Genomic DNA, 12,864 nt, shown 5'->3' with positions numbered 1-12,864 from the left:
GCTGCGCAGCAGGGACTTGACGATGTGCGATTGTGCCCGGCCGGGACCGTCGAAGTCGTGCCGTACCAGGACCATCTCAGGGGAGGGGGAGGAGCCGGCCGTCAACGCCGTCTCTGACCTGAGCTCGGTGGAGGCCCGTGCTGTGCGCCAGCGCCAACAGGGCCTGATCATCGCCGAATTCCCGCGCTTCAAGAACAGCCGTCCGGGCGCGGCTGGCGCTTGACGGCGGGGGTGGGTCAGGTGGTCACCGGCGCGGTGGCGCGCCAGGCGCGGCGGAGGGCGGGGATCATGACGAGGACGGCGATGAGGGCGCTGACGCCGGAGAGAATGTAGACGGTGCCGGGGGCGAGCATGCCGACGACGAAGCCGCCGACGCCGTAGGCGCCGAGCGCGGCCGCCCGGTTGAGCGCGTGGAAGCTGGCGAGGGCGCGGCCCATGGTCGACTCGGGGGTGCGCAGCATCAGCATGGTGCCGACCGAGACCGACACGACGCTGGCGCCGACGCCGGCGAGGACGTAGAGCGCGAACACGGCGGGCAGCACGCTGACCGAGCCGATCAGGATGATCGCCGTGGACATCACGACGGCGAAGATCGGGTTCATGAGCACGATCCGGCGGGCGGTGTTCAGCCGGCTGGCCAGCACGGTGCCGGTCAGCAGCCCCACCGTGAAGGTCGCCTGCAGCAGGCCGAACGCCAGCGCGCTCGCGCCGAACGTCTCGCGGACCAGGAACACCTGCGCCACGTAGGTGAGGTGGGTGACGAGCACGAGCAGGAACGCGAGGACGACGACGGTGGCGAGCGGGCTGTCGGTGAACAGCGCGGTGATCCCCTCGCGGGCGCGGGGCATCGGCCCGCCGTTGGACTGCCGGCGGGTGGTGATCAGCAGGGCGGCGACGGTGATCAGGAGGAACAGCCCGGCGTCGAGCAGCAGCGGCACCCTGGCCCCACCGGTGAGACCGGTAAGCAGGCCGCTGACCGCGGGCCCGGTCAGCATCGCGAGCATGTGGCTGCCCTGCTGCAGGCTGTTGGCGGCGGCCAGCTGCTCGTCGGCCACCATCAGCCGGGTCAGGGACAGCAGCAGCGGGACGGCCAGCGCGGTGCCGATCGCGTTGAGCGTGACGAGGGGCAGCACGAGCACGGGGTCGGTGAGGAAGGCCAGCACCGCGCAGGTGCCCGCCTGCCACATGCCGCACGCGATGAGCAACGCCCGGCTGTCGTACCGGTCCACCAGGATCCCGATCACCGGACCGAGCAGGACGATCGGCAGCGTGCCCGCGGCCAGCACGCCGGACACCGCCCAGGCGCCGGCGCCGCGCCCCTGCATGTCGAGCAGCAGCGCGGTCACCGCGACCATGCTGCCGAGCATGGTCATCGCCCGCGCGCCGCAGGCGATGTAGAGGTCACGCGGCAACCGGAGCGCGACATCACCCTTCATATGCGTGCCATTTCTATCGGGCCATACTCACGCACTTAGGGGATGCTTTACTCAGGTACGCCATCCCTAAGTGGTTCTGGCCATTCCCGCCTTATCCCCAACCTGAACTACTCTCGAAGAACCCTGCCCCTACGTTACCCCGAAACCCCTGCGACGACGGCCGCTGTGCCCGTAGTTTCGGCACGCATTATTCCCAGTTGCCCACAGTTATGGGTCACCTGCGGCCGTACATATGAGGTGTACCCCCGATGCCTCGTGTTATGCCTCGCGCCCGCATTCTGGTCATGCTCGTCGCCGCGGTCGGCCTCGCCGTCTTCGGCGTCAGCAGGTTCCTGGCCGCGCTGGACACCCCGCCGGCGGCCGGCGAGGTCGCCAGCGTCGACGGTCTGACCGCCGCGGTCACCACGGCCAGCTGGACCAAGATGGACCACGACATGTCGAGCAACGCCGCACCGGGGTTCCAGATGCCCCCGGCGATGATGCCCAACATGCCGCAGGGCGACGACCAGCGGCTCGCCCTGTCGGTCACGGTGACCAACACCAGCGGTGACACCCGGCCCATCCGCGCGACCGAGGAGTTCACGCTCCGTGCCGGCAAGGACGGTCGGCAGTGGACGCCCACCGCGGACACGTTCGGCGACCTACCCCGCCTTGCCCCGCGCAACGCGGTCACCGGTGTCCTGTTCTTCGACCTGCCACCCGCCGAGCTGGCCGCCGGGCCCGCCTGGGTCGAGTGGTCGCACGGTGACGCCACCACCCGGCTCACCATCCCGCTGGACGGCGTCAACGCCGGTCCCGGTCATTCACACACCCCGTAACGGATCCACCAAAGAGGGGGTCGCCACGGTTTTCCCGCTGGCGGGGCTCCACGCCGCCAGTTGATCGGAAAGGGGAAATTGATGCACTGGTCCCATCATAATACCCCCAAGGGTGTTATGTCACGCTACGGCGGCTGGAGACCCGGCCGCCATTTGGCGCGCGCTGGAGATACGAATGCGCCGCATTCCGGTCAGATTGGGCCGGAAGGCGGCGTCATGCTCACGGTAGTCCTCGCGGTGGCGGTCACCCTGTCCCGGCACGCCGACGCGATGCTGTCTTCGGGCGCGCAGGGCAGCCACATGTTGGGCGTTCTGCTCGACGTGATGCTCACGGTGCCGGTCATCGCGGTGGCCGTGTTCCTCGGCGGCCGGGCGGTGACCCTGCTCGGTCTCGGAGCACCGGCCCGGACCGCCGCCCTGGCGACGGCGACGGCGGTGTCGCTGCTGTTCGTGCCGGTGTTCGCGCCGCTGGCGGCGGTGCTGACCCCGCTGCACGAGCTGGTCGGCGTGGCCGGCGGCGAGGCGCACGCGGCGCACCATGCCGTGGGCCTCGACCTGGCCGGTCTGGCCGGACACGGTCTGGCCAACGCGATCGCCGCCCAGCCGGTGGTGCTCGTGGTGAGCGTGGTGATGCTGCTCATTGTGGCCAGGCAGCCCGATCCGGAGCTCATCCCGACGCCCCGGCGGCACGGCCCGGCGTACACCGCCGCGGCCGTCGGTCTGGTGCCGGTGCTGATCGCCGGGATGTTCCTGGCGCCGACGGCGGTCAACGCGCCCTCGGCCGGCGCGGCCGAGGACCCCGGGATCGCCGCGTCCGTCGGCGGCTGCCTGACGGCGCCGGTGCGGACGTTCAACGTCTCGGCCATCAACATCGACATCACCTACAACCGGTTCGGCGATCATGACCCGTTCGCGTTCATGTTCGTGCAGAACGAGAAGCTGAACGAGGTGCGGGCCCAGGAGGCCGCGCTGAAGGCCAACGCGGCGGTCGGCTCCGACGGCAGCGGCGCGAAGGTCTCCACCGGTCTCGGGCAGGACCCGATCCAGCCGCTGGTGCTGCGCGCCCGGCTGGGCGAGTGCGTCCAGATCAACCTCACCAACCGGCTGACCGCGGCGCCGGTCGGCGGGCCCGGCTTCACCGCAACGCCCACCTTCACCCAGCCCGGCGGGGTGCCGTCGGTGTCGATCGACATCGCCGGCGTGGCCCACGACGCGGCGGCGGGCGCCGGCGGGCAGGCGATCGGGAACAACCCGACCAACGTGATGGTGCCGCCCGGTGGCACGTACACCTACCGCTACTTCCTCGACCCGCTGATGGGCGAGGGAGCCAGGGTGTTCCGTAGCGGCGGCGACTCCACCCAGATGACCCTGCACGGGTTGTTCGGCACCCTGGTGGCCGAGCCGCAGGGCGCGACGTTCCACGACCCGGACACCGGAGCGGACCGCACGAACGACCGGACGTTCAACAGCTTCGCGGCGATCATCCGGCCGCCGAGCGGGACGGCGTTCCGCGAGTTCAACATCATGTACCACGAGGTCGGCGACGAGATGTTCAACCTGCGCCGGCCGCCGCGGGAGAACACGAACCCGCCAAGCTGTGTTCCCACGACGGACGGTCTCGGTGTGGGTGACCCGCACGTCATGCTGGACGAGGCCGCAACCATCGCCGCGTGTGGTTTCAGCACGCACAGCTACCGGCCGGGTACCCGGGCGCTGAACTACCGCAGCGAGGCGTTCTACCGCCGCCTGGAGTTGCAGGCGCGGCGGGGCATCCTCACCGAAGCCACGCTGGACGCGGCCGAGTCGCAGACCTACGGCTCGTACGCCAACGGCGACCCGGCGACCCCGCAGCCGCGGTCCTACCTCGGCGAGCCGACGAAGTTCCGCACGGTGCACGCCGGCGGTGAGACCCTGCACGTCCACCACCTGCATGGAGGTGGGGACCGGTGGCCGATGAACCCCAACGCGGTCGCCAACAACTTCGCCGGCGGCCTGCAGAAGAACCCGCCGAACAACGCCTCGTCGGTCATGCTCGACTCGCAGACCATCGGCCCGTCCGAGGGTTACGACATGCGGATCGAGTGTGGCGCCGGCGGCTGCCAGCAGGCGGCGGGTGACTTCCTGTTCCACTGCCACATCGCCCACCACTACATCGCCGGCATGTGGTCGTTCTGGCGGGTGTTCGACACCAGACAGCCGAACCTCGCCGTGATTCCGGGGCGGCCGACCCCGCCGACGGCGGTGAACTCGGCGGGCCTGGTCGGCAGGACCATCGAGGGCCGAACGGTCATCGCGTCGGGCACCCCGACGAGTAGCCAGGTGCTGCTGTCCGACCTCGTCGAGCGGCAACTCCCACCGCAGGGTGTTCGGCTCAACCGCGAAGACGCGACGGTGTGGGACTGGCAGCGGTCCGGCAACGTGTACCTCAGCGAGCCGGAGACCACCGAAGTCTGGCCGGACTACCAGTCGCCGACACCCGGCCAGCGACTAGAGATCCAGTTCAACCCGAACAACGGGAGGCCGGCCTGGCCGTTGCTGAGACCGCATCTCGGCATGCGGCCGCCGTTCGCGGGATCCGGCCATACCGGTGCGGCCTGGCTCGGCGAGACCGGCTCGTCGACCAGACCCGACGGGCTGTGCCCGCCGACCTCGCCGGTACGGACCTACAACGTCACCGGCATCAGCGTGCCGATCAAACAGACGCTGCGGGAGACGGCCCCGGACGGCACGATCTTCGTCCTCAACGAGGACAAGGATCGGGTGATCGCCGACGCCAGGAGCGGCGCCAAGGCGCCGGATCCGCTGGCGATCCGGTCCAACGTGGGCGACTGCGTGGCGCTGACCCTGACCAACGAGCACGATCCGTGGGTCCAGCCCAAGGTGAACATGCACACGCACTTCGTGCAGTTCGACCCGCAGAGCTCCGACGGCGTGATCACCGGCCTGTCCTACGAGCAGTCGGTGTACCCCAACTCGTTGGAGAACCGCACGATGACGGCGGCCTCGGCGGCCAACGCCACTCGGGTCACCGTGTCCAACGTGACCAACCTGCGGCCGGGCATCTTCATCGCGGTCGGCAGCGGTAGGGCGAACCTGGAGATCCGGCGGATCACGGCGATCAGCGGCACCACGCTGACGTTCGACCGCGCGCTCGGCTCGGCGCACGCCGTCGGCGAGCCGGTCTCCGTGGAGTTCGTGCAGTACCGCTGGTACTCCGATGTGGACAGTGGAACGGTGTTCTGGCACGACCACGTGAACGGGATCGAGTCCTGGGCGCGTGGCCTGTTCGGGGCGCACATCATCGAGCCGCGGGGATCGAGGTACCTCGACCCGCGGACCGGCGCCGAGGTGCGCAGCGGCACCATCGTCGACATCCAGACCACCAACCTGGTCGGCGGTGGAGTCCGCAGCTCGTTCCGGGAGTACATGATCTTCCTGTCGAACGGACGGCGTGGACGAGCGGAGGTGACCGCCCCCGCCGACCAGCGTCGTGCCCTGGGCCGTACAGATCGCAACTTCGGGCAGGAATGCGAGGAATCGGCGATCAACCTGAGAGCGGCGCCGATCGGCGAACGAACACCACCCGGTACCGGCACACAACAAAGACAGGAGTTCAACGGCCAACAGGCCTGCCGCAATGCGACCAGCCGGGTCAATGATCCGACCGCGGCCAACACGGTCAACGCGACGGTGACCACAGTGGACCCGTACGTGTTCTCGTCGGTGAAGTACGGCGACCCGACCACGCCGCTGTTCCGGGCGTACGTCGGGGACCCGGTCGTCATCCGCACGATCGGGGTGAGCGACCGTGTCGAAGCGCTGCGGTTCCAGGGCCACCGGTTCGCCAGGGAGCGGTTCAACTCCAGTGGTGAGCTGGTCGACGCGGCCACCACCGGTATCTCGGAACGCTTCGACTACGTGCTCGACGGTGGTGCGGGTGGTCCACGCGGGTTGCCGGGTGACTACCTGTACTACAGCACCCGCAACTTCGCCTTCGAATCGGGCGGGTGGGGCATCTTCAGGGTGCACGACCGGCTGCAGTCGGATCTCCGGCCGCTGCCGGGCCGTACGGCGCCGCCGAGCGGCACCGGGTTCCCGATCCTGCGGCCGGCCACCGGCGACACGCAGACGACCCCCGGGCCGAACCCGCCGGCACCGTCGAGCAGCAACGTGTCGAACTCGACCAACCCGTGCTCGTCGACCGCTCCGGTTCGCCGGTACGACGTGACGATCTTCAACCAGTCGCTGCCGCACGCGCCCACCGCGGACGCCAACGGCATCATGTACGCGTTGACGAACGACGTCGCGGCGATCAGGGCCGGCACGAAACGGGCGGAACCGCTGGTGCTGCGGGTGAACAACGGCGACTGTCTGGAAGTGACACTGCGCAACCAGATCGCCGCCGGCACGCAGTTCGGCGGCACCAGAGCCGGGTTCGATCTCGGGAAGCTGCTGTACAACCCGCAAACCTCGGCGGGCACCGCGGTCGGGCTCAACCCCGACACGACGGTGGCGGCCGGGCAGACGATCACGCTGCGGTTCGCCGCGGACAAGGAGCTCGGCACCTCGCTGTTCCAGAACCTGGGCAGCCCGGCGTCGATGCGTCACGGTGCCCACGGCATGGTGGTCGTCGAGCCGAGCGGGTCGAGCTGGTTCCACAGTGTGGACGGTGGTGCGCTCGGTGCGACGAGGACCAGCAGCGAAGCCATCATCCGGGCCTCGTCGGGGAACTTCCGTGAGTTCACCGTCAACATGGGCACGGGCGACCAGCAGTTCTCGCGCAGCATCTTCCAGTACCAGGATGTGGTCGCCGGCGCCGGTCTGAACAGCCGGTTCCCGATCTTCAACACCGTCAATGCCGGAACCGCGCCAGTGTTCAGCCATATCAACTACTCCACCGCGCCACTGACGACGCGGCTGGGGTTGACGACGAACAACCCGGATCCGGCATGGGAGCACGCGTACAGCTCGAGGGTGTTCGGAGACCCGGCAACGCCGGTGTTCCGGGCCTTCGCCGGCGATCCGGTCGTGTTCCGGTTGGGCATCGGCGCATCGGACAACCTGCATGTGTTCGGTGTCGGTGGGCACGTGTTCCCGCAGGAGCCGAACATGTGGAACGGCGGCACCGACCGGCGGTCCCAGCTGCTGATGTCCCGGACGTTCACCGCCGGGGAGACGGGCGAGCTGGAGATGGTCGGCGGCGCCGGCGGCACGATCCGGGCCACCGGTGACTACTTCTACGGCGACCTGCGCAACTCGTTCGCCGAGGCCGGTTTGTGGGGCATCTTCCGGGTGCTCCCGAGCGGCTCCGGACTGTCCCCGCTCTGACAGGAGGTGTGCACCGCTATGGCGTGGTGGGCTTCGGGATCACCGGTGTCGCGGTGGTGGCCGCGCTCTGGACAGTGCTGATCCCCATGCCCGCCACGCGGCGCCGAGGAGGTGATCAACCAGCCACCTAGCGATCACCCTTGGCGCGCTGGGGCCCCGGGTCACAGTCCCCGGGGCCCCGTCGCGCGTGTCACGACCCCTAGCGGCTGGTCGGCTTGATGTTCTGGTTCAGGTGGAACACGTTGTGCGGGTCGTAGGCGTCCTTGAGCCCGGTCAACCGGGCCAGCTTGGCCGCGGGGTAGGCGCGGCGCACCCCGTCGGCGCCGTCGTCGGACAGCGCGTTGACGTACACGCCGCTGGCGAACGGGGCCAGCGCCGTTGCGGCCCGGCGGGCGGCGGCCATCCGGTCGGCGTCCTCGGCCGGGTCGGCCCAGCTGATCCCGGTGCCGTACTCGAACATGGTGCCGCGATGGGCGAACGCCGCGTCGTCGTCGGGCACGTCGGCGATCGCCCCGCCGTACGCCTGCAGCCCGACGTTCGGCAGGTTCTCGCCGCCACCGTCGACGGTGCCCCTGCGCAGGAACGCCTCGATCGCCGCGTCCGGGAACTCCCGCAGGTAGTGCCCCTTCGAGTAGCGGCGCAGCGCGTGCCGCCCGACGACGTCGTCCATCCGCTGAAGCTCTACATAGGACGGTTCGATGACGCGGTGCGCCACCGGCCGGCCGAGCGCGGCGAACTCCGGGAGCAGCCGCCGGCCGCGCCGCGGGTCGCCGACCCAGACGAACCCGACGGTGGCCAGGCCGTCGCGACCGATCGACGCGGTGAACGTGGCCTGCCGGGGCGCCTGCGCGTTGAGTTCCCGCCACCCGCGCAGCACGGGCAGCGCCGACTCGAGCGGGAACGAGTACTCGGCCAGCAGGGCCCGCGTGCCCACCGGGTGCAACCGGAACTCGAACTCGGTGACGATGCCGAAGTTCCCGCCGCCGCCGCGCAATCCCCAGAACAGGTCCGGGTGCTCGGTCCGGCTGGCCCTGATCACCTGGCCGTCGGCGGTCACCAGCTGGTAGGAGAGCACGTTGTCGCACGCCAGCCCGTACTGCCGGGCCAGCCAGCCCATCCCGCCGCCGAGGGTCAGCCCGCCGACGCCGGTGTGCGAGACGTTCCCCGCGGTCGTCGCCAGCCCGTGCCGCTGCGCCGCGCGGTCGAGCGCGCCGAGCAGCGCGCCGCCCTGCACCGCGGCGACCCGGCGGACCGGGTCGACCCGGACGCCGCCGAGCGGGGTGAGGTCGATCATCAGACCGCCGTCGGGCACCGCGAGGCCGAGCACGCTGTGCCCGCCGCAGCGCACGCCGATCTCCAGGTCGAGCTCGCGGGCGGTGCGCACCGCGGTCACCACGTCGCCGACGCTCGCGCAGCGGATGATCATCCGCGGGTGCCGGTCGACCATCGCGTTCCAGACCGTGCGGGCCTCGTCGTAGGCCGCGTCGCCCGGCAGCAGCAGCTGCCCGTCGAGCCGGTCCCTGGTGGGGTTCGTCGTCGTCATGGCTGAGAGCCTCACAGGAATCGGTCCATGCGGTAAGGTCCGATTCGATGCGTGATTTGAGGACCAATTCTCTCGCCGGGGAGCTGCTGATCGCCCTGGACCGGGCCGGCTCCGTGCCGATGCACCGGCAGGTCGAGGCCGCGATCCGGGACAACATCCGGTCCGGCCGGCTGCGGCTGGGCACCGCGCTGCCGGCCACCCGCACGCTGGCCGCCGACCTCGGCGTCTCCCGCGGCGTGGTGGTCGAGGCCTACCAGCAGCTCGTGGCCGAGGGCTACCTGACCAGCCGGGCGGGCGGGTACACCCAGGTCGCCATCGGCCCGGGACCGGCACCGGCCCCGGCACCGGCCGAACCCGCGCCGGCGCCGCGGATCGACTTCGGCTACGGCCGGGCCGACACGGTGCACTTTCCCCGGGCCGCGTGGCTGCGCTCGGCACGCCGCGTGCTCACCGAGACCCCGCACGAGCGGTTCGGTTACCTCAGCGGGCACGGGATGCCCGAGCTGCGCGCGGCGCTGGCCGACTACCTCAACCGGGTGCGCGGGACCGCGGCCGAGCCGGCCAACGTGCTGATCTGCAACGGCTACGCCCAGGGCATCGCGCTGCTCATCCAGGTCCTGGCCAAGTCCGGCGCGAAGCGGCTGGCCGTCGAGGACCCGTCGGCCGACGACGACTGCCGCCCGGCCGCCGCGTCGGCCGGGCTGGAGCTGGTCGGCATCCCGGTCGACGACGGCGGCATCCGGGTCGACGCGCTGGAGCGCAGCGACGCCGACGCCGTGATCCTGACCCCGTCCCATCAGTGGCCGACCGGCGCCGTGCTGTCGGCCGAGGCGAGGGCCGCGGTGCTGCGTTGGGCCACCCGGCGCGGGACGCTGATCGTCGAGGACGACTACGACGCGGAGTACCGCTACGACCGCGCGCCCGTCGGCGCCATGCAGGGGCTGGCGCCGGACCACGTGGTCTACGCGGGCACGGCCAGCAAGACCCTCGCGCCGGGGCTGCGCCTCGGCTGGCTCGTGGTTCCGCCGCGCCTGGTCGACGGCGTCGTCGCGGCCAAGGTGCTCGCCGACCGCGGCTCCCCGGCGCTGGACCAGCTGGTGTTCGCCGACTTCCTGTCCCGCGGCGAGTTCGACCGGCACCTGCGCCGGATGCGGCCGATGTACCGGCGGCGCCGCGACGCGCTGCTGCACGCCCTGCGCGAGCACCTGCCCGAGCTGCGCCCGGCCGGGATCGCCGCCGGTCTGCACCTGGTCACCCGGCTGCCACCCGACCTCGACGAGGCCGCGGTGGTCGCCGCGGCGGCCCTGCGGGGTGTCGGCGTCCACGGCGTCACCCCGTACCGCATCGGGAATGCCGGCGACGGCGGCCTGATCTTCGGCTACGCGACGCTGAGCGAGCGCACCATCCGGGAGGGCATCGGCCTGCTCGCCGCCGCGATCGTCGAGGTGCGCTCCGGTCGCCGGTAGTGTGATCGGCTGTGAGCCTCGAGTTCCTGCTGACCTCGTTGATCGTCGTCGTCACCCCGGGCGCGGGGGTGCTCTACACGATGGCGGCCGGACTGTCCCGCGGCGGCCGGGCCAGCGTGGTCGCCGCCTTCGGCTGCACGCTCGGCATCGTCCCGCACATGGTCGCGGCGATCACCGGCCTGGCGGCGTTGCTGCACGCCAGCGCGGTGGCGTTCCAGGTGATCAAATATCTGGGCGTGGCGTACCTGCTGTACATGGCATGGAGCACGCTGCGGGAGCAGGGCGCGCTGCGCGTGGAGCGGGACACCGCGCCGCGCCCGGCGCTGCGGGTGATCGCCTCCGGGGTGCTGGTCAACATCCTCAACCCGAAGCTCACGATCTTCTTCCTCGCGTTCCTGCCGCAGTTCGTCACCGCGGGCGAGCCCAGCGCCCTGCTGCGCATGGTCGAGCTGAGCGCGGTGTTCATGCTGATGACGTTCGTGGTCTTCATCGGCTACGGCCTGTTCGCCGCCGCGATCCGCAACCACGTGATCTCCCGGCCGAAGGTGCTGTCCTGGATGCGCCGCACCTTCGCCGCCGCGTTCGTCGCCCTCGGCGCCCGCCTCGCTCTCGCGGATCGATGAGGTTGGCTCAACCCCGAGGCGTGTGTGAACGAACCGATGAGGTTTGCTCAACCACCAGCTGGTCCAGCGCCCCTGAGGCGTGTGTGAAAACTGCGCTGAGGTCGCCAATCTTTGGCGAGGGCGGCCGCCACACGACGACAAGGGCAGGGCGAGGAAAGAGCCCTGCCCGCAGGCGTCGTCAGCCGACCACCCACGCCACCCAACCACCCACCCCGGCCCGCAACCCACTACGCAACCCGACCCCAGGCCGCTCGCCGAAGGCGACCGGCGGCCTTGCCCGAGCTAACAAGCACAGCCTTGCCCGAGCTAGAAAATACAGCTGGGCGGGATCTGGGCGGTGCGCACGAGACCGGTGTTACTGAGCCAATCCTCGCGGCGATGTGAGCTCTGACCGCCACTGGTCGGCGATGAGGCCGTCCAGGGTGGTGTGGGTCGGGCCCCAGCCCAGCTCCCGGCGGATGAGGGTGGTGTCGGCGCGAAGGTCGGGGACCTCGTGGGGGTGGCGGTCGTGGTGGACGACGGGGACCGGGCGGGCGGTGACGCGCTCGGTGGTGGCGATGATGTCGGCGATCGTGGCGGGGATGGCGCCCACGTTGTACGCGCGATGGCGGCCGGGTTGGACGGCGGCAAGGGCCAGGGTGAAGGCGTTGGCGACGTCGGCGACGTGGACGAAGTCGCGGACGGCCGAGCCGTCGCCGTAGACGTCCACATGGGACAGTTTGCCGGCGGCGGCGGACACGGCGCGGGGAAGGATCCGGGTGCCGTCGGGGTCGCCGTGGCCGTCGACGGCGCCGGCGACGTTGAAGATCCGCAGCGTGGCGGCGGCAAGGCGGCGTGCTGGGGCGTACCAGCCGAGCGCGGCCTCGGCGGCGGCTTTGGTTGCGGCGTAAGGGTTCTGGGGGTTCAGGGCGGTGGACTCGGTGATGGGCTGGGTCGGCGGGGCGCCGTACACGCTGGCGGTCGAGGCGAGGACGAGACGGGTGCCGGGGGCGAGGCGGTCGAGGAGGGTGAGCGTGCCGGTGACGTTCGTCCGGTAGTACACGTCAGGCCGCTCGAACGACTCGCGCACGTTGCTGCGGGCCGCGAGATGAATCACACCGTCCACATCGGAGACCGCGGCGCCGACCGCGTCCCCGTCGAGCAGATCTCCGGGCAGGGCACGGACATCGTGGCCGGTGGTGTGCAGCGCCCGGACGACGGCGTGGCCGACGTATCCCGAGGCGCCGGTGACGAGAACGCGCATGGCGGCATTGTCGCTGATAGGTTGCGGCCATGGATTACAAGCTCGAGCTCGTCATCGTGCCCGTGTCCGACGTGGACCGGGCGAAAGCCTTCTACGCCGAGAAAGCCGGGTTCACCGTCGACCACGACCACACGGTCAACGAGAACCTGCGGTTCGTGCAGCTGACCCCGCCAGGGTCGCCCTGCTCGATCGCCATCGGCAAGGGGGTCACCGACGCCGAGCCGGGCACCGCGGCCGGCTGCCAGCTGGTCGTGCGGGACATCGACGCGGCACGGGCCGAGCTTGCCGGGCGGGGCGTGGAGGTCAGCGAGGTCCAGCGCGGCCCCGGCGGCGCGTTCGTGTTCTTCACCGATCCCGACGGCAACCGCTGGTCACTCCAGGACACCTCGGGCTAGGTGCGCCGGGGG

Annotated in this window: 9 protein-coding genes; 6 read left to right on the top strand and 3 right to left on the bottom strand. The window is 70.8% G+C overall.

The features are described from left to right. A partial coding sequence (locus tag VGX25_RS30540; RefSeq protein WP_326921410.1) for a hypothetical protein occupies positions 1-223 on the top strand: 223 nt, incomplete at its 5' end. 13 nt (positions 224-236) lie between these two features. On the opposite strand, the gene VGX25_RS30535 is transcribed toward VGX25_RS30540, so the two are convergent. Next, entirely contained in the window at positions 237-1,436 is a 1,200-nt protein-coding gene (locus VGX25_RS30535) for an MFS transporter (RefSeq protein WP_326921409.1), read from the bottom strand. 260 nt (positions 1,437-1,696) lie between these two features. On the opposite strand from VGX25_RS30535, the gene VGX25_RS30530 reads away from it, so the two are divergent. After that, entirely contained in the window at positions 1,697-2,254 is a 558-nt protein-coding gene (locus VGX25_RS30530; RefSeq protein ID WP_326921408.1) for a hypothetical protein, read from the top strand. A 216-nt stretch (positions 2,255-2,470) separates the two neighbouring features. Next, positions 2,471-7,582: a hypothetical protein gene (locus tag VGX25_RS30525; RefSeq protein ID WP_326921407.1), complete on the top strand. Its 5,112-nt coding sequence runs from the start codon at positions 2,471-2,473 to the stop codon at positions 7,580-7,582. 199 nt (positions 7,583-7,781) lie between these two features. On the opposite strand, the gene VGX25_RS30520 is transcribed toward VGX25_RS30525, so the two are convergent. Continuing rightward, positions 7,782-9,125, bottom strand: coding sequence for an FAD-binding oxidoreductase (locus VGX25_RS30520; protein WP_326921406.1), 1,344 nt, complete (start codon positions 9,123-9,125; stop codon positions 7,782-7,784). A gap of 47 nt (positions 9,126-9,172) precedes the next feature. Here VGX25_RS30520 and VGX25_RS30515 point away from each other — a divergent pair, with 47 nt between their 5' ends. After that, positions 9,173-10,591: a PLP-dependent aminotransferase family protein gene (locus tag VGX25_RS30515; protein ID WP_326921405.1), complete on the top strand. Its 1,419-nt coding sequence runs from the start codon at positions 9,173-9,175 to the stop codon at positions 10,589-10,591. An 11-nt stretch (positions 10,592-10,602) separates the two neighbouring features. After that, positions 10,603-11,214, top strand: coding sequence for a LysE family translocator (locus VGX25_RS30510; protein ID WP_326921404.1), 612 nt, complete (start codon positions 10,603-10,605; stop codon positions 11,212-11,214). Positions 11,215-11,569: 355 nt separating this feature from the next. Here VGX25_RS30510 and VGX25_RS30505 read toward each other — a convergent pair whose 3' ends face one another. Then, a complete protein-coding gene (locus VGX25_RS30505; RefSeq protein ID WP_326921403.1) occupies positions 11,570-12,457 on the bottom strand; it encodes an NAD-dependent epimerase/dehydratase family protein in 888 nt (295 codons plus the stop codon). 29 nt (positions 12,458-12,486) lie between these two features. Between VGX25_RS30505 and VGX25_RS30500 the strand changes: the two genes are divergently transcribed. Next, positions 12,487-12,852: a glyoxalase superfamily protein gene (locus VGX25_RS30500; RefSeq protein WP_326921402.1), complete on the top strand. Its 366-nt coding sequence runs from the start codon at positions 12,487-12,489 to the stop codon at positions 12,850-12,852. Positions 12,853-12,864 lie beyond the last annotated feature (12 nt).

It is taken from the genome of Actinophytocola sp. (genome assembly GCF_035942955.1).
Lineage (GTDB): Bacteria > Actinomycetota > Actinomycetes > Mycobacteriales > Pseudonocardiaceae > DASYTH01.
This window is presented reverse-complemented; position numbering and strand designations above follow the sequence as displayed.